The sequence below is a fragment of the Neobacillus rhizosphaerae genome (genome assembly GCF_050477885.1).
Taxonomy (GTDB): Bacteria; Bacillota; Bacilli; order Bacillales; family Cytobacillaceae; genus Neobacillus; species Neobacillus rhizosphaerae_A.
This window is the reverse complement of record NZ_JBCNAC010000121.1, coordinates 1-17374: the sequence shown is the minus strand read 5'-3', so window position 1 is coordinate 17374 and position 17374 is coordinate 1. Positions and strand designations below refer to the sequence as shown.

Sequence of the window (17374 nt, the reverse complement as noted above, 5' to 3'; positions counted from 1 at the left end):
GGGGGACTGTCCCCAAACTCTGTAGGTATACTTCTTTCCTAATATCATAAAATAATCACACAATAGTAAATACATGAAAATGTAACAATAATTGGAGGTATTCCTTTTGGGGATTTTTAATAAAAAAAAGAAGGCTGATTCCTTAACGGTCTCAGAGGTTTCTGCTCTTTGGCTCCAATATATGGGCGACAGCATGGCCATCTGTATGTACAAATATTTTCTTACAATTATTGAAAATAAAGACATAAAGGAAATTGTAAAAATCTCCTTACAATTATCTGAGATCCACATCACGAAAATCAAGGAATTTCTGAAAGCTGCTCATTTCCAGGTTCCGATCGGCTTTACAGAGGCGGACGTCAATCTGAATGCCCCGCGCCTGTTTTCTGATCAATTTATCCTTTTTTACTCTTATATAATGAGCCTACACGGGTTACCTGCGTATAGCTTAGCAATTACCACCTTAGAGCGACAGGACCTTCAAAATTACTTTTTTGAATGTACGAGACAAACGAACGAGTTGTTCCAAAAAATCCAGCAACTGGCGAAAGATCAACCGAAATTTTCAAGCGTACCCTCCATTCCTTCCCCACATGGACCGGAGTTTGTTGAATCAGCAGGAATCATTGATAATTTAATCGGGGACAAAAGACCACTGAATAGTTCCGAAATCAGCACCCTTTTCTTTAATTCAAAGAAAACTGGATTTATCCGGTCGTTAAGTATTGCTTTTAGTCAGGTGGCAAAATCGGAAGACGTTCGAAATTTTATGATAAAAAACGTGAAATTAGCGGGGAAAGATGCGGATAGCTTTGACGCTATCTTAAAACAAGATCATCTACCCATTCCCGAAAAGTGGGATGTAGAGATTACAGATTCAACCATCAGTCCATTTTCGGACAAATTGATGATGTTTCACGCAGCATTTTTGGTTAATGCAGCTCTGTCCTATTATGGGGCAGCATTGGGTTCCAGCTTACGGTCGGATATCATGCTAAACTACTACAAAGTATTCACCCATGCCATGGAGGCCGGCACCTTCTGTTACACCATCCTCGTGAAACACGGCTGGTTAGAAAAACAACCGGAAACTATTGATAGAAAATCCCTGGCGAAGAAATCATAGTTAAAAATGGGGACAGTCCCCCGCCGCTTTAAAGCAGTGGGGGACTGTCCCCATTGAATTCATAGGATTACCCCTGAAAATTCCCCTTTTAAAACCTCTTTTTCATTCTGATTTTTACATAAAAAAGACGCAATAATAGCCGTTCTATTATTCTCTTGCCGTTCATATTTTTCAATTGTAACTTCACAAATGATAGTATCCCCCGTAAACACAGGCCGCAAAAACTCAAAATTCATATTTCGGGCCAGTACGTTATGATCCCCACCTACTTTTGTCGGTAATGTAGCAGTCAACAACCCTTGCACGACAAGCCTTCCCTGTTCATCTGGGGTTAGATGATGAATTCCTGCATCACCTGATACCTCTGTAAATAACTCTACATCCCTTACCGTAAAAGTCCGCTCAAACGTAATGATTTTGCCTACTTTTAATGGCACATAAATCTCCTCCCTGAAGGTATGGTGATCAAGAATAACCCAAAAATTAGTCTTTAAAGTATAAGCCAATTTCCTTCAAAGCAGCCCTAAGTTTGGGCAACGAAGCTGGTCCCATCCCATGAAACTGCAAAATTTCCTTTTCACTATAGGTTGATAGCCTCTCTAAAGTAGTCACCTCATTGTTTTCCAAGACCCGTCTTGCAGGTGCTGATAGCAGTGCAAGAAATCCACTTTCAGGTTTGCGCTCCTTCTCACAAATCGGACAGGTTGGACAATCGCTACTCTTATAATAGGCATGGCCTTTGCTGCAAACCTTTAGATTGTTCTTCGGATGGGTCATAGTAAGATGTCTCCAACAATTTTTTTAATTCATATCATTTCTGATGTAAAAAGTAAGTCCCATTTTTAGCTTTGCTTCATTCCAAACTAAAAATCAAATTGCAGATACTCTAAGACATTCCCGAATGGATCTCGAAAACTAATATATTTACCTGGAGGACATTTTGTTGGCTCATCAACAATAAAATCAACCTTATGTTCCTTTAACAATTTAACTGTATGATTTATATCTTCAGTTTTTAATCCTAAGACCACTCCTAAAGTATTGCTATTTGTAGCACATGAAGATTTTTCTGATTCCTCTAAAACTATTGGTAAATCTCCATGAACGAGTGTTACAATTTTGGACCCATATTGTTTATTTACTTCAAACCCTAAAACTGTAGTATAAAAATCAATAGCCTTCTGAATATTAGGTACATAAATTCCAATTACACAAACTTGACTCATATTTTATCCTCCTTTAATTTCTCGATTTATTTATTCATATTAATCATTCTTGTTAATGCCAGAAATCACCTGCTTTAATCCAACTTTTCCCCCACTAATGCTAGTCTTTGCATACCAAAATAACCTTCACCTTGGTCAACACAGCTTTTGTAGCTTAAGTGAAGGATAGATACAGCACAAACTCGGATTCCTTGGTACCAGTCCTCCGCTGCTGTAAAGCAGCAGGGAACTGACCCCAATTGCCAGCCGAACTGTCTCTGTCGTCTACTCGTCACTTTAGATAATTTACTCGTCTAAATTCATGATTTACTCGTCTACTTCCTCGTTTTATTCGTCAACTTCACAAATTACTCGTCATTTTCCCCTTTTACTCGCCAATCCAACTACTACACCCACTACACCCACTGTTAAGCAAATCTTAAGGAAAGACTAATATAATACTTTCCGGTAAAAATGTCATAAAATGGACAATACATATTCAATGTCTTTACTTTTAAAATAGTAATTAGGTCTTTCTTACCAATTTAATCATTCATGAGCATGTGAAGGGGTACAATAATGAGCTTTTATCATGAGGTAATGGATACTTCTCTTATTACAGTAGTAGCGTTATTTATTACATTTTATATTAAAAATAAATTTCTAGATAAATTGTTTCCTAATAGTAAGCATCGGAATGAATTGGAGAAAAATTATCTGGATACCCTTAAAGATCTTCAGGATTTAAAATTCGCCTTAGACGAGTCCAATCTTGTTCAAATCGTCGATAAATCAGCCAATATCTTATATGCGAATGAAAAATTCTGCCGCCTTTCCGAATACTCTATTGAAGAACTAAAAGGAAAAAACATGCGAATATTAAATAGCAGCTATCATTCCAAAGAGTTTTTTAGAGACCTTTGGAATACTGTTACTCAAGGAAAGGTGTGGAGCGGAGAAATTCGAAATAAAACAAAAAGTGGTACATACTATTGGACATCTACAACGATTGTTCCGTTCTTAGACAAATATAATAAGCCCTTTCAATATATTGTCATTCGAAATGACATTACAAAAAGCAAGGAGCTTGAGAAGAAGCTGGAATACCTATCAAATGTGGATGGATTAACCTCCTTATTTAATCGAAGGTATTTTGATAAGATGCTGGATTATTATTGGCAGTTCCTCTATAAAAGCCAAAACTCTCTTTCAGTCATTTTGTTCGATGTCGATTATTTTAAATGCTACAACGATCACTACGGTCATTTATTGGGGGATCAGTGTTTAATAGATATATCCAATCGGGTCAAGGATATTATGAATTCGTATGAGGCCATCTGTGCAAGGTATGGGGGCGAGGAATTTGCCATTATCCTGCCAAAAAAGGATGCACATGAAGCTCGTTTCCTAGCAGAAAGAATCCGACAAGAAGTTGAGCAATTAAACATTCCTCATGAATGGTCTAAGCTCAATAACTCGGTAACCATGAGCTTTGGCGTGGCTTCCCTAATTCCCACCAAAGATAAGAATCCCCTGGAATTACTAGAATTAGCCGATAAAGCCTTATACCAAGCGAAAAATAACGGGAGAAATACAGTAGCTTAATAGGCAACAAAAAAGGGGGTCAAAAAAGGGGGTCAAAAAAGGGGGTCAAAAAAGGGGGTCAAAAAAGGGGGTCAGTCCCCCGCTGCGTTAAAGCGCCGGGGGACTGTCCCCCCAAACTTTATATTAGGCTCTCCACCTCTTCTTTGCTCGGCAGCGCGGAGATCGCTCCTTTTCCTGTTGTGGTGAAGGCGCCGCTTGCGTTCGCAAATCGGAGGATATCGGCTGCATTTCTTCTAAGTACTTCTTCCACGTTACCCGGGTTTGCCTGTAATTCTAGCAATTGATATAAAAATCCACCAATGAAAGCATCACCTGCTCCGGTTGTATCCACCGGTTCCACCGAGTATCCGCTCGATTTAAAGATCTCATCCTTTAAATACAAATCCGCTCCAGCTGCGCCCTTTGTGTAGACGACGGCCTTCACGTTTCCAACGAATAACGAATGGATCGCATCCGACTCCTCTTGTATTCCAGTAATAAACGAAAGCTCTTCGTCCGACACCTTGACGATGTCAGCTGCCGGTAAAAATTCGAGAATCGCCTTACGACAGTCCTCTGGGTCATCCCAAAGCGGAAGCCTCACATTGGGGTCAAAACTGACCAAGCCTCCCGTAGCAGAAACAGCCGCGATCGCTTTCGTATGCGCCTGCTTCATCGGGCTTTCCACTAAATCAACCGAGCAAAAGTGGAGAATATCCCCCGTTTTGAACCACGCGGGTTCGATCTCCTCCTCGCTTAACAGTAAGTCAGCCGAAGGATTACGGTAAAACGAGAAATCACGTTCGCCGTTTTCTTTTAACGAGACAAAAGCCAAAGCCGTGTTCGCTTCCCCCGTCCGGTATATTTTGTCCGTCTCCACACCAGCCTCGACAAGCTTCTCGATTAAAAAGTCGCCAAACGCATCGTTCCCTACTTTTGAAATCATCGCTGCTTTCTGCCCATATTTGGCAACGGCCGCAGCCACATTGGCCGGTGCACCCCCTGGCGCTCTCTCAAACGCAACCACATCCTTTAAGGCCGCTCCTTTTTGAAGAGGAATAAAATCGATTAACACTTCACCAATCGAAAAAAGCTTTCCCATTCTGTCACCTCTGTCCCTCTTTGATCTCCCATTTAACCGCCGTTACCTCCGTTTGGCCCCCGCGTGCAAACATTCGGATTCCGTTGCTATTTTCTCCAGGGAAAATCCTCCCCGTAAACACTTCCTCGCCGTCATTTACAAACACTTCAACAGAGGAAACATCCACAAAAATTCGGAACGAAATCGTCTCAGCGTCCAACGTACATTTTCGAACGGTACCAAACTCCTCAGCAAAGGCTTCGCCGGATTGCGTCCGATCAAACACAACCTTTTTCTCCACTGCATCATATTTAATGACGGTTTTCTCATCTTCACCGACCCGGAGCTCCAAACCAAACTCCTCGGCAGTAAAATCAGAGAATTCCACAAGAAGCTCATACATGTCTCCCTCAAAATCCTTTAAAGCAACATGTTCATTCACGACCGTTTGGCTGTTTTCCACCTTTTTACCGCGAAGCAATTCAAGCTCAGTGACTGGCTGCTGAATCAGCTTTCCTTCACGAACCGAAAGTTCCCGAGGAAGGGTTAAACAGTGAGCCCAGCCATTTTTATCAGTGGGATAGTCAATCTCCGGCAAGCCCATCCAGCCGACTAAAATCCGGCGTCCCTCAGGATCCACCGTCGTTTGCGGTGCGTAAAAATCAAACCCGCGATCCAACTCATGAAAAGCACCATGCTTTAGTTCGATAGTCTCTAAATCTATAGGACTTCCAATAACATACCCTGATTGATATATATTTTGATAGTGGTCGCCTTCCACTTGTAACCCTTGTGGAGAAAAAAGCAACACTCCTTGCTCATCCAGCTCAAAATAATCCGGACATTCCCACATATAACCGAAGTCCTCACCTAAGCCGGTCTTCACTTCGCCCGCAAACTGCCAATTTTTCAAATCACAAGAGCGGTATAAAACGACTGTTCCTGTCTCATTTTCCCTCTGTGCGCCAATCACCGCGTAGAAGTGATCACCTTGTTTCCAAACTTTCGGGTCACGAAAATGATCGGTAAAACCACTAGGAACATCTGCAATCACCGGAGCATCCATTTTCACAATGCTTCCATCCGGACTCATCACAGCCAAGCATTGATACGGGTGCCGATTCCACTGCTCATCGCGCGTGTTGCCCGTGTATAGTAAATATAATTTTCCATCATGCTCAATACCGCTTCCAGAGTAGGCCCCATGGCTGTCAAATTCATTCGACGGCATAATGCCCATTCCGACCTCTTCCCAATGAACAAGGTCTTTAGACTTCGTATGGTACCAATGCTTCAACCCATGAACTGGACCGAGTGGAAACCACTGATAGAATAAATGGTATTCCCCATTAAAATAACTAAAGCCATTTGGGTCGTTTAGCAATCCTGTCACAGGCTGAATATGAAAAGCCTGCCGCCATGGACATTGATGCACGAGTTTCGTTAACCCTTGGATTTCCTCTTCGCTCACATCGTCCATGCTTCTGTATCGTTGCTCTTTTGTCCATTCCATGCTGATACACTCCTAATACAGAAAGGAGAATCACGGGATTCTCCTCTTTTTTTATTATGCTGCTCTTTGATCAGATGATTGTTTCATGCCCTTTTTTTCGTCCCTTTTTGCTAAAACAATTGTGACAATAAAGGCGACGACAAATGCAATAGCCATACCGATAATATAAGAAATAATCGTATCCGGGCGAATGGAGATCACTCCTGGAATTCCAGCGGCTCCTAACGCCGTCGCTTTCACCTTGAACATCGTCACAAAGCCAGACCCGACGGCAGAACCTGTAATGGCCCCAATAAATGGATAGCGTAATTTCAAATTAACCCCAAACATAGCTGGCTCCGTAATCCCTAATAAAGCAGAAATTCCTGCTGCGGAAGCCGTTCCCTTAATTTTCGCATTTTTCGTAGTCTTAAGCACGGCTAGAGTCGCCGCACCTTGCGCAATGTTTGACATCGCCGCAATGACAAAGATAAACGATCCTCCCGTTTTCGCCACATCGGCAAGCAATTGTGTTTCTACTGCAATAAAGCTATGGTGCATACCTGTAATAACAATCGGTGCATAAAGCAGACCAAAGATGATTCCGCCAATGACCCCTGTTGTGTCATACATCCAAACGATTCCATCTGTTAGTAGATTACCAGCTGATCGTGTTAGCGGTCCTACCAATGTGAACGTTAAAATCCCGGTTATAAAGATCGAGAATAACGGTGTTAATAGATTGTCTAATGCAGATGGTACAACCTTCCGTAGGTATGTTTCCATTTTTGCCAAAATGAATGACGCCGCAAGGACAGGAAGAACCGTTCCCTGATAGCCTACCTTTTCAATCTCCAAGCCAAAAATATTCCAAACTGGTACTTCATGTTTTAGTAACGCGGCACCGTAACCGTACCCATTTAATAAGTCCGGATGAACCATTAACATGCCAAGAGTGGCCCCTAGGAATGGGTTCCCTCCAAACCGCTTCGTTGCTGAAAAACCAATTAATATCGGTAAAAAAACAAAGGCTGCGTTGGCAAAAGTATTAATGAGTGCCGCTAAATCCGCCATTTCCGGATTGGTATCCACTAAGGATTTTCCTTCAATAAACAAATCTGGGGCTGTTAAGATATTGTTGATCCCCATGAGTAAACCGCCAGCTACGATCGCTGGGATGATCGGAACGAAAATGTCTGACAGCATTTTGACGAGTTGCTGAATGGGATTCAGTTTCTTCGAAGCCGCGTCTTTTACATCACTCGTTGACATTTCCGTTTGACCAGTCATCTTCGCCAAGTGCTTATAGACCTCGTTCACCGTCCCAGCACCTAAGATAATTTGAAACTGACCTCCTGTTGAAAAAGTCCCTTTTACAGCATCCATTTGATCCAACCCTGCTTGATTAACGAGTGATTCATCGTGTAAAACTAGACGCAGACGTGTGGCGCAATGCGCTGCAGCTGATACATTTTCCCGACCACCAATGGCATCGAGAACTTCCCGTGCGATTTTCTTATGATCCATCTTAATCCCTCTCTTTTTTGTTTGGATTTGGTTTTAGGAACCGGTTCCATTTCAGAGTAAAAATAGAAACCACTCCGTTTGTGGAACCGGTTCCAAATTAAGTTAAAAAAATAAAAGAAGAAAAGAGAAACCGAATTCGCTTGTGACCAAGTGAAAAGGTTCTCTTGATTGGAACCGGTTTCGTTGTTTTTATTATAGGATACGCTAAAAGAAATTGTCAACGCTTTCTCGTTCAATAATTTCAAATTTAGAAACGATTATTTTTTCCACATGGCGTTCATTGACTAACTCGACCATTTGCCTTGCTGCCGTTTCCCCTGCTTCCTTGTAAAAAAACTTCGCAGTCGTTAAGCTCGGATGGATGATTTCTGTCACATCATAGCCGCCAAAACCCGTTACCGCTAAATCCTCGGGAATTTTCAGCCCCTCAGTATACGCTGCCTTCAGAACCCCAAGGGCAATATTATCGGTCGCACAAACAATGATAGAGGGCTGGAATTCACGGATGATTTCCGTTGCACTCGCTTGCGCAGCGGGAATCTTGAACAAAGTCTCATAGAATCGAACCTCGCAATCCGCTACTTCTTGAATAGCCTTTGTAAAGCCCTGCTTTCGCTTCACCCCAACAGCAATATCCCTTTCGGTTACGCCTAGATAAGCAATTTTCCGGTATCCCTTTTCAAGGACATATCTTCCCATCTCATACCCAGCGTTGAAATCATCATGGATCAGACTATGAAAGTCCTCATGCTCTTGTCCAATTAACAGGACAGGAACGTTAACCGTTTCAAAGGCCTTGATATGCTGATCCGTGATTTCAGTCGCAAGCAAAATAATCCCCGCCATTTTTTGATTGGCGAAGCTATAAATGCTTTCAATCTCTCGTTCCAGACTTTGACTGGTATTGGAGATTAGCATTTGATAATTCAGTTGCTTTAATTGTTCATCGATGCCAATTAACGTCTGCGAAGAAGCATAGGAATCCAGCCTGGGGACAATCGTGCCAATAATATTGGTTTTCTTTGCTTTCAAGCTTTGCGCAAACGGATTGGGAGTATACCCGGTCTCCTTGATTGCCTGTTCAATTTTCTTTTTGGTCGCTTCCCCAACAGAACCACCATTCAAATACCGAGACACCGTACTCTTCGCCACACCCGCAAGCTTGGCAATATCCAAAATTGTACTCATGTTCCTCAACCTCGTTACATTTCAAATTCATATACCTATAATATCACAAAACAGGGACAGTCCCCCACCGCTGTAAAGCGGCGGGGGACTGTCCCCAAATTTTTATTTACCCATGGTCACCCAAAACATCGATAATGCCGGGAAGAAGGTGATGATTAGTAGGTCAGCGACCATGACGACGATGAATGGTGCAATCGATCGGACCAATTTATCATAGGAAATGTCGGCGATACCTTTTACGACAAAGAGGTCTAATCCAACTGGTGGTGTGATGAGTCCGATAGACAAATTGACGACCATAATAAGTCCAAAGAAGACCGGATCAATTCCTGCTGCAAGTGCAATTGGCAGCAATAGTGGTGTTAAGATCGTAATAGCTGCAGATGCGTTCAAGAAACAGCCTGCGATAAAGAAGATGACCGTGAACATAAGCAGGATGAGATAACGATTATCGGAAAAGCCTGTTACTAGGTTAACAAGCAGCTTCGGGATTTGTTCAGCGGTTAGCAGCCAGCCAAATAGATTCGCAGCTGCAATAATAAAGACAACCATCCCCGTCATTTTTCCGGCCTTAATAAAAGCCTCAGGAATATCCTTCCAATCCATATCCTTATAGACAAATTTATTGATAATAAAAGCATAGGCGGCGGCGATAGCACCAGCCTCAGTCGGAGTAAAAATCCCTCCCCTGATTCCAAAAATGATAATTAACGGAAGAATTAATGCCAATATTCCTTCAAAAAAGGTCTTTTTAAAGGAGGAGAATTCAAACTTCATGTTCTCCTCAGAATAGTTGTTCTTTTTGGTTAGCCAATAGTTTAACATCATAATCGACAAACCAATCAAGATTCCAGGGACAATCCCGGCCGTAAACAAATCCCCAATTGAAACGCCTGCGGTTACTCCGTACACAATCATTGGAATGGATGGTGGAATAACGACTGCGATGGTTCCCGCACTCGCAACCGTAGCAGCGGCAAATCCTTTATCATACCCTTTCTTCTCCATCATGGGGATCATCATTTTACCGACAGCGGCCGTGTCTGCTGCACCTGATCCCGAAATTCCAGCGAAGAACATACTTGTTAACGTCGAAACCTGTGCTAAACCGGCACGCAGCCAGCCGACCGATGCAAAAGCAAAACCCGCAATCCTTTTTCCCATACTGCCAGACATCATAAATTCACCTGTCAGCATAAAAAAGGGAATAGCCAGAAGTGGAAACGAATCTACAGAGGTTAATAATCTTTGAGGAACAACTTCTAACGGAACATAGTAGATGCTAGATAAAAAGCCGGAAATGGATGCTAATATTAAAGAAATGGCAATGGGAACACCCAGAAACATTAATACAAACAGGACAACCAGAACAATAACTGCTACTGTCATTCATCTTCCTCCTTCTATCCTATATGGGGATTCTCTTTTCCGACTTCTACCTGAACAATCTGAGCCTTTTCCTCTTTTCCCACTACCAAATCAAGTATGGAAACAAAAGAATGAAGAAGACATATGAGTGAACAGACGAGTACGGATCCATAAATCAGGGTCATATTCAATCCCATAGAAGGGGATATTTGTTGACTGGTAAATTTTAAGATGCTCCAGCCATAGACGATCAAAAATAGAAAGACAGCGGAGTTGATGACTTCAATGAGGACTTGCAGCTTACCTTTCAACTTTTCAGGCAAATAATGAAGTAAAATTTCCACCTGTGCATGTTCCTTGCTTTTATAGACAATTCCGATTCCTAAGAAAACAATCCAGACAAACATATAACGAATGAGCTCTTCTGCCCAGCTTAAATTGAATACGGAAAAGTCAACCATTGGAAGCATCTTTTGCACGATGGAACTTTGTAAAACAAACCGGGAAAATACTTGATACACAGCAGCCACGAAAGCAACCACGAAAAAGAAGATTAAGAGAAATTGACTGGCTTTGTTCACCTTTTTACTCAGTTCCGTCATAAACCCTTTCATTGAATGCACCTCCACATGATTATTTTAAGCTTTCTATTTTTTCCAGCAGATCTTTTCCAATGGAGCCTTCAAACTCTTTGTATACTGGTTTAACCGCTTCTCTAAAGGAGTCTAAATCAGGGTTTTCCTCTATTTGAATATCTGTCTTTCTTAGGTCCTCAAGCAGTTGTTTCTCATCCTCTAAAGCTACCTTTCTTTCATATTGAATCGCTTCCTTGGATGCTTTTGTGATCACCTTTTGCAAATCCTTTGGCAGCGTGTCATAGGTGGTTTTACTCATAATAAAAACAGCGGCGTCATAATTATGAGCGGTTAACGTCAAATACTTTTGAACTTCATTAAATTTGTTCAAATAAATCTGCGCAAGCGGGTTTTCCTGGCCATCTACTACATGCTGCTCCAGCGCGGTATAAAGTTCCCCAAACGGTACCGGAACAGGAGTTGATTTCAATGCCTTCACAAACGAGATATAAGGTGGCGATTCCTGGACCCTAATTTTCATACTTGCTGCATCTTTAGCCGTTTTAATTGGCTTTACATTATTGGTCATATGTCTCCAGCCGTTTTCCATAAACCCTAGATTCATCAACCCCCGATTGGACAAATCGTCTCCAAGTTCCTTACCGATTTCTCCATCGAGAACCCTAAATGCATGCTCACGACTTTCAAATAAATAAGGGAGATTGAGTACATTAAACTTCGGGGCAAAATTAGTCACTGGAGCAACGGAACCGATGTGAAAGTGAATCGATCCGATTTGGGCTCCCTCAATCTGATCCCTCCCGTTTCCTAACTGGCTACTAGGGAAAATATCAATTCTAATTCTTCCCTTTGACTCTTTTTCAACAAGCTCTTTAAACTTTAAAGCTCCCTTATGATAAGGATGAGTTTCTGTCTGCAAATGTCCGAGCCTTAAAACATACTCTGCATCTGTGCCTTTACTTGTTGCCGTACTGGTACTGGAACAGCCGCTAATCATGAATAAACAGGTTAACACTATGAGAACGAAGACAGAAGCTTTTTTCATTTCTTAACCTCCCTACCAATTTGTAAGCCCTTTCATATTTTCGAAAAAATCTACCTGGTTAGCTATTAATAATATGTATTCCTCCTCTCCAGTATGGTTCAGTCACCCAACCACTAAATTAATTATATTTCAATTTTCTAAAAAAAAAAATATTATTTTTCCTATAAAAAATATTTATTGCTTAGTAACAGTAAAAATGGTTTAATGAAAGTACACTGGCACTGGTTGGGTCACCTAACCAATAAAACCCAAAAATTAATGGAAACCATTTACAAGTTATTTACTCAGTGCTTAAATAAAATTAAGAGCAACTAGTATATATGTACTAGATTATTAAAAACATAAAATGCGCTTCGATTTAACGGAGGGAGCAGTGATAAAGTGGAATTTAATAGAAAAGGGATTTCTGAACAGGTAGCAGACAGTATTAAGAGAAAAATCCAAGCTGGAGAATACCAAGTGGGGGAACGAATTCCTGGAGAAAGAGAAATGGGGATGGAACTTTCCGTGAGCAGAAATACGGTGAGGGAAGCCTATAAAATTCTCGAAGCCTATGGATACCTACAAGTGAAGCATGGAACTGGCGTATTTGTTGCCTCACCCGAACATCAAATTCAAAAGGTGACGGAAGCACTTTTTGTCTCAACGGAACAGATCAAGGACTTTTTCTCAGTCCGAAAAATCCTCGAAGAATGGACCGTCAAGTGGGCAATTGAGAACTCGAAGAATGACCAATTCACCGAGTTAGAGCAAATTGTGAATGAATCAAATGAAATCGTCAAAGAAACGATCGATTATAAGAGACTAGCGGAATTGGATCATAAATTTCATATAACAATAGCCAATAACTCAAAGAATACCGTTTTAACCGGGATTATGAATTATCTTATTGATTTATTGTCTGAGTCACGAAGTAAAACCATGCAAATTCCCGGTCGTGCCTTACAATCCGTTCAAGAACATACGGAAATTTTAAAAGCGATCAAACAAAGAAATTCAGAGTTAGCGCAGCAATGTATGAAGGAACATCTTGAAAGTGTAGAACGCTCGATTACGGAAAATGCTGTAACTGAAGCATAAGGAAGAAGGCCGTTCTGCACGATTGCAATGGGTTCAACTTTGAAGTGTTTTTTTAAATTACGTGCATTTTGCACCTATAAAAAAGAAAACTCGCCATAGTAAGTGGCGAGTTTCTTTATTACATTTCGTATATTAATTTATCCCTTTAAAACCATACTTCTCTAAAATTTTCATTGATGTTTCACTTTGAAGATAATCGTAGAATAGTTGGGCTTCTTTAGGATGGCTGCTATTCTTAATCACACCTAATGGATAAATAATAGGGGCGTGAGTATTTTCCTCTGCAGTTGCTACAATTTTCACCTTTTTAGAAATCAAAGCATCTGTTTTATAGACCAATCCTGCGTCCACATTGTTCGTCTCTACATATGTAAGCACCTGCCGAACATCCTTGGCATATACCACTTTCCCTTCAAGGGCTTTCCAAACATTTAATTTTTCTAATGTTTCCTTCGCATATTGTCCTGCTGGCACTGCTTCTGGCGTACCAATGGAAATTCTAGCTGTTTTGGTAAGGTCCTTGAATGCTTTAATCTCTTTTTTTGAATCGTTCGGTACCACTAATACTAGTTCATTTCCTACTAGATCTGTTCCTTTTGACTTGTCGATTAGTCCATCTTGAACCAGCTTATCAAATTTGTCCTTAGCGGCAGAGAAGAAAAGGTCGACAGGTGCTCCCTGAGAAATTTGTTGCCCGAGTGCTCCTGAAGATCCGAAGTTATAGTTTATTTTCACAATAGAATGATCTTTCTCAAAGGTTGCTTTGATCTCATTTAAGGCATCTTGTAAACTAGCCGCTGCTGAAATCGTCAGCTCCACTTTCTTTTCAGAAACTTCTTGATTCTGCTCTTCTGGCTTTTTCGTTTGTTCATTGGCTGAACATCCCGACACGATCAGAAATATTAGTATCATCGTGTAAATGAAAAGACTTCGTTTGTTCATAACCGCTATCCCCTTTATCTATTTCCCTTTTTTAACAACTCACCCTATCATACAACAAAAATAGGCGTAACCGGTCTCAGATCAACGCCCCTGTTTGTTGAAGAAAAATCCATTCAAGACTATTAAAGCTTATTCTACCAGCCAATTATAAATCTCTAAAGTGGTTTTTTCTATATTGCTTTGTCCATTTATATAAAATAAAGGTGTTTGACTGTTACTCAATTCCTTCATAATTTTTTTATAAAAAGAATGAGCAAAAACGGTTGTATTTATAAAGACGGCATCCACTCGTTTTATTTTGGAAATATCTCGATTTTTATCGTCAACTTCAACAAATTCAACGTTTGGGAGATGCTCCCTTAATTTTTGTTGCCAAGTTATAGAACCGCCAAAAATAACAATTCTCTTTGACTTAATAAATTCAATCATGGTGTCCAAAGGTGGATGATCTGTTGGATCCATCTGTTCTTCACGATAAACAAAGTTTCTGAGTGCATGAACTTCATCGGTGTAGTCTTCCAAGCTATTAATATGCTGCTCCAATTGGCGTATTTTTGCTTGTGCCTCACTAAGCTCGCTCGTTAATCCCTCGATTTTTTTCGTTTGTCTTTTGAGTGTAGACTCCCACTCCTGACTCCTTCGTAACAACTTGGCTTCCTGTTGTTTTAATTTCTTCTCCTTGGTTTTCATTTCAAGGAAGAAATCAACTTTCGAATGATCCAGATAAAGGTTTTTAGTCTCTCGATAGAGGGAGCTAACGCATTTAATATACAAGCAGGAAATAAAAAATAAATCTTGATCCTGTTTCGTAATGTAATTATATTTTTTGGCATACAGAATTTCCAAAAAGACCGCATCAAGATCGTATTTCGTCAATGGGATCTGTTCTGTTGCATCTAGCTCATAAATGTGAAGTGTTTTAAGCCAGCCACCCAAAGCTCCGATATATTTTGCAGGCGTATCTTGAAAAACCTTCTTCTCTGCACGTTCAGTAGGACAGTTGGGGTCTGTTTCATACATTCTCTTTAAGTTATCACTAATCAGGTACTCAAACAAACCCCCTAAAGAATCAAAACGAGGATTTTTTGGTATGTTGTATTCCTTATATAGAAGTGCAATTTCTTTCTTGTGTTTTTCAAGCATGTCCTTGGAAAAAATAACTTTTTGCAATTTTATCTCATATAGTGTTGTACATAATACATCCTGAAAAGATTTCCAAGCAACATTCTCTCTATTGAAAGGTCTATCTTCCCGAACGCACAAAAACCAAAGGACAATATTTTGGTAAATCAGTTCGATTTCTTTCACCATTTTCCCTTTTTGTCTTCTTGAAAAGGTCCTCATAAAATGTTCGAAATCAATGAATGAATGTTGTTGCATATATTGATAAACAAACTTGTAGCCTTTTTTTAGAAGCTGTTCGATTGGGGAAAAATCACTGTTTTCTTCTGACCATGCTACCATCCCTGCCACTTTCCTAATTCTTTCCTCGCTTTGGGTGGAGTACATTGAAAATAAAGGATGATCTGTGAATTCACTTCTTTTGTAAGCCTCATAATATTCCCATTCATTATTCCGGTAGAAAGTTTCAATGTACGGATGTAAATAGGAATTTCCACCTAAAGCAATGATGAAAAATTGGTTTAACAGGGTCGATTCCTGTGGAATATTTTCTATTTGATACGCCATTGTCCTTTCACCTCATTCATGGGATTCCTACTTTTTACATTTGATTATTCGATAAAATAATTTCATCATGTTGACCGCGTTTAGTAAATAATACCACAACATTGTTCATTAAAACTTAACAAAACTTAACGAAACTAAACAAAACTTAACGATTTGCGACAAAACTCATAGGTAATTAACATATACACCGTCTATAATGGGACATTGAATGAGTAGTTATGACGATTTGGATGAACTCATGAATCGAGCTTATTTTCCATAAAAAAAGAAAAAGACGTATGCCCATTCATACGTCTTTTTTGTATTTATTAAGAAAGCACCTGAAAAGGTACCCTTTAGATTTTTTCTAATGATAGAGTCTCTGGAAACGGGACATTATACTCTTCTCCCAGCCTAATGAGTTCCTCTTCCACACTAGACGACAATTCAATTCCGGCCAACTGTCGCAGCTTCCTGTCCCTCTTTCTTCTCTCCCCTGGATATCTGATTTCATTCGTTCCTGGCGCTTTCGGAACTTCTTTCATCTCCGTTAACAGATGTTCGAGCGACTCAAAAAAGGTGGATAGATGCATAAACTTTTCGATATCCAACAACAAGAAAAAGTGCCCTACATTGGCATTCCCCGCTTCCCCTTCATCGTAAATATTTTTCACATAAGGGCCAAAAGCCGCTCCGGTCAGAATCCCCGTTAAGATTTCTACAGCTAAAGCTAATGCGGATCCCTTCGCTCCACCTAACGGCAAGACAGACCCCTTTAATGCCGCTTCCGCATCATTGGTAGGAAGACCATCCGCATCCATCGCCCACCCATCAGGAATGGGATTCCCCTGCTTGGCTGCTAAAATAATTTTTCCTCTGGCGACAATGCTGGTAGATAAGTCAATGATCACGGGCTGATCATTCCCCGTTGGAAAACCAAAAGCAATGGGGTTGGTTCCAAAAAAAGCATTCTTCCCTCCCCAAGGTGCAATGCCTGGCGGAGAATTGGTGAAGCCGATACAAGCGAGGTTTTGCTCACAAGCCAGCTGACAAAAATAAGAGGCCGTACCGAAATGATTGCTATTTTTAATCGCAATAGCAGTAATTCCGCTTTGTTTAGCCATTTCTGTTCCTTTTAAAATCGCCTGATAACTAACCACATGGCCAAGGCCATTATCTCCATCAACCAATAAAACCGATGGGGTCTGCTCAGTCAGTTTGATATCGGGATTCACATTAATCCGCTCATCATTGAACCGTTTGACATAGATGGGGAGTCGGCTGATTCCGTGGCTGTCCACACCTTCAAGGTTTGCCTTCACTAATGAATCTGCAGCCACAGAGGCGTTCTCTTGGTTCATTCCCACTCTTATTAGGAGGTCTTCGCAAAAACTCTTAAGATTATTTTCACTGTAGGTTCCCATTCGTAAACTCCCTCAACGTTAATTTCTTAAAAGAAAAGCGCAAGCGCC

Annotated in this window: 17 protein-coding genes; 3 read left to right on the top strand and 14 right to left on the bottom strand. The window is 40.7% G+C overall.

Annotated features, from left to right (window positions below; translation table 11 throughout):
- The first annotated feature begins 106 nt into the window (after window positions 1-106).
- Window positions 107-1126 carry a DUF3231 family protein gene (locus tag ABES03_RS17195; RefSeq protein WP_430118902.1) on the top strand — a complete coding sequence of 340 codons (1020 nt, stop codon included), beginning with the start codon at window positions 107-109 and terminating at the stop codon, window positions 1124-1126.
- Between the two features lie 59 nt (window positions 1127-1185).
- Here ABES03_RS17195 and ABES03_RS17190 read toward each other — a convergent pair whose 3' ends face one another.
- The 4 genes from ABES03_RS17190 to ABES03_RS17175 all read right to left on the bottom strand — a co-directional run bounded on the left by ABES03_RS17190 (window position 1186) and on the right by ABES03_RS17175 (window position 2627).
- Window positions 1186-1563: a hotdog domain-containing protein gene (locus ABES03_RS17190; RefSeq protein ID WP_430118900.1), complete on the bottom strand. Its 378-nt coding sequence runs from the start codon at window positions 1561-1563 to the stop codon at window positions 1186-1188.
- Between the two features lie 46 nt (window positions 1564-1609).
- Entirely contained in the window at window positions 1610-1903 is a 294-nt protein-coding gene (locus ABES03_RS17185; protein WP_430118898.1) for an RNA polymerase alpha subunit C-terminal domain-containing protein, read from the bottom strand.
- 86 nt (window positions 1904-1989) lie between these two features.
- Window positions 1990-2352, bottom strand: coding sequence for a VOC family protein (locus ABES03_RS17180; protein WP_430118896.1), 363 nt, complete (start codon window positions 2350-2352; stop codon window positions 1990-1992).
- 74 nt (window positions 2353-2426) lie between these two features.
- On the bottom strand, window positions 2427-2627 hold the full coding sequence (locus ABES03_RS17175) for a hypothetical protein (RefSeq protein WP_430118894.1): 201 nt from the start codon (window positions 2625-2627) through the stop codon (window positions 2427-2429).
- A 283-nt stretch (window positions 2628-2910) separates the two neighbouring features.
- Between ABES03_RS17175 and ABES03_RS17170 the strand changes: the two genes are divergently transcribed.
- A complete protein-coding gene (locus ABES03_RS17170; protein WP_430118892.1) occupies window positions 2911-3936 on the top strand; it encodes a sensor domain-containing diguanylate cyclase in 1026 nt (341 codons plus the stop codon).
- 118 nt (window positions 3937-4054) lie between these two features.
- On the opposite strand, the gene ABES03_RS17165 is transcribed toward ABES03_RS17170, so the two are convergent.
- The 7 genes from ABES03_RS17165 to ABES03_RS17135 form a co-directional block, all read right to left on the bottom strand.
- Window positions 4055-5017 carry a carbohydrate kinase family protein gene (locus tag ABES03_RS17165; protein ID WP_430118890.1) on the bottom strand — a complete coding sequence of 321 codons (963 nt, stop codon included), beginning with the start codon at window positions 5015-5017 and terminating at the stop codon, window positions 4055-4057.
- A gap of 4 nt (window positions 5018-5021) precedes the next feature.
- On the bottom strand, window positions 5022-6509 hold the full coding sequence (locus ABES03_RS17160) for a glycoside hydrolase family 32 protein (protein ID WP_430118888.1): 1488 nt from the start codon (window positions 6507-6509) through the stop codon (window positions 5022-5024).
- 54 nt (window positions 6510-6563) lie between these two features.
- Window positions 6564-8015: a sucrose-specific PTS transporter subunit IIBC gene (locus ABES03_RS17155; protein ID WP_430118886.1), complete on the bottom strand. Its 1452-nt coding sequence runs from the start codon at window positions 8013-8015 to the stop codon at window positions 6564-6566.
- A 204-nt stretch (window positions 8016-8219) separates the two neighbouring features.
- Window positions 8220-9203: a LacI family DNA-binding transcriptional regulator gene (locus ABES03_RS17150; protein ID WP_430118884.1), complete on the bottom strand. Its 984-nt coding sequence runs from the start codon at window positions 9201-9203 to the stop codon at window positions 8220-8222.
- A gap of 102 nt (window positions 9204-9305) precedes the next feature.
- On the bottom strand, window positions 9306-10592 hold the full coding sequence (locus tag ABES03_RS17145; protein WP_430118882.1) for a TRAP transporter large permease: 1287 nt from the start codon (window positions 10590-10592) through the stop codon (window positions 9306-9308).
- Between the two features lie 14 nt (window positions 10593-10606).
- Window positions 10607-11185, bottom strand: a complete 579-nt coding sequence (locus tag ABES03_RS17140; RefSeq protein ID WP_430118880.1) for a TRAP transporter small permease — start codon at window positions 11183-11185, stop codon at window positions 10607-10609.
- Window positions 11186-11204: 19 nt separating this feature from the next.
- Window positions 11205-12212, bottom strand: a complete 1008-nt coding sequence (locus ABES03_RS17135; protein WP_430118878.1) for a DctP family TRAP transporter solute-binding subunit — start codon at window positions 12210-12212, stop codon at window positions 11205-11207.
- Window positions 12213-12593: 381 nt separating this feature from the next.
- On the opposite strand from ABES03_RS17135, the gene ABES03_RS17130 reads away from it, so the two are divergent.
- Window positions 12594-13292: a FadR/GntR family transcriptional regulator gene (locus tag ABES03_RS17130; RefSeq protein ID WP_430118876.1), complete on the top strand. Its 699-nt coding sequence runs from the start codon at window positions 12594-12596 to the stop codon at window positions 13290-13292.
- A 132-nt stretch (window positions 13293-13424) separates the two neighbouring features.
- On the opposite strand, the gene modA is transcribed toward ABES03_RS17130, so the two are convergent.
- The 3 genes from modA to ABES03_RS17115 all read right to left on the bottom strand — a co-directional run bounded on the left by modA (window position 13425) and on the right by ABES03_RS17115 (window position 17326).
- A complete protein-coding gene (gene modA / locus ABES03_RS17125) occupies window positions 13425-14234 on the bottom strand; it encodes a molybdate ABC transporter substrate-binding protein (protein WP_430118874.1) in 810 nt (269 codons plus the stop codon).
- 129 nt (window positions 14235-14363) lie between these two features.
- Entirely contained in the window at window positions 14364-15923 is a 1560-nt protein-coding gene (locus ABES03_RS17120; protein WP_430118872.1) for a hypothetical protein, read from the bottom strand.
- A 335-nt stretch (window positions 15924-16258) separates the two neighbouring features.
- Window positions 16259-17326 carry an Ldh family oxidoreductase gene (locus ABES03_RS17115; RefSeq protein ID WP_430118870.1) on the bottom strand — a complete coding sequence of 356 codons (1068 nt, stop codon included), beginning with the start codon at window positions 17324-17326 and terminating at the stop codon, window positions 16259-16261.
- Between the last annotated feature and the right edge of the window lie 48 nt (window positions 17327-17374).

Bases quoted from the DNA above. Each gene is read 5' to 3' on its own strand.
- ABES03_RS17185 (WP_430118898.1), bottom strand. From the start codon at position 1,903: ATGACCCATCCGAAGAACAATCTAAAGGTTTGCAGCAAAGGCCATGCC.
- ABES03_RS17180 (WP_430118896.1), bottom strand. From the start codon at position 2,352: ATGAGTCAAGTTTGTGTAATTGGAATTTATGTACCTAATATTCAGAAG.
- ABES03_RS17170 (WP_430118892.1), top strand. From the start codon at position 2,911: ATGAGCTTTTATCATGAGGTAATGGATACTTCTCTTATTACAGTAGTA.
- ABES03_RS17165 (WP_430118890.1), bottom strand. From the start codon at position 5,017: ATGGGAAAGCTTTTTTCGATTGGTGAAGTGTTAATCGATTTTATTCCT.
- ABES03_RS17160 (WP_430118888.1), bottom strand. From the start codon at position 6,509: ATGGAATGGACAAAAGAGCAACGATACAGAAGCATGGACGATGTGAGC.
- ABES03_RS17155 (WP_430118886.1), bottom strand. From the start codon at position 8,015: ATGGATCATAAGAAAATCGCACGGGAAGTTCTCGATGCCATTGGTGGT.
- ABES03_RS17150 (WP_430118884.1), bottom strand. From the start codon at position 9,203: ATGAGTACAATTTTGGATATTGCCAAGCTTGCGGGTGTGGCGAAGAGT.
- ABES03_RS17145 (WP_430118882.1), bottom strand. From the start codon at position 10,592: ATGACAGTAGCAGTTATTGTTCTGGTTGTCCTGTTTGTATTAATGTTT.
- ABES03_RS17140 (WP_430118880.1), bottom strand. From the start codon at position 11,185: ATGAAAGGGTTTATGACGGAACTGAGTAAAAAGGTGAACAAAGCCAGT.
- ABES03_RS17135 (WP_430118878.1), bottom strand. From the start codon at position 12,212: ATGAAAAAAGCTTCTGTCTTCGTTCTCATAGTGTTAACCTGTTTATTC.
- modA (WP_430118874.1), bottom strand. From the start codon at position 14,234: ATGAACAAACGAAGTCTTTTCATTTACACGATGATACTAATATTTCTG.
- ABES03_RS17120 (WP_430118872.1), bottom strand. From the start codon at position 15,923: ATGGCGTATCAAATAGAAAATATTCCACAGGAATCGACCCTGTTAAAC.
- ABES03_RS17115 (WP_430118870.1), bottom strand. From the start codon at position 17,326: ATGGGAACCTACAGTGAAAATAATCTTAAGAGTTTTTGCGAAGACCTC.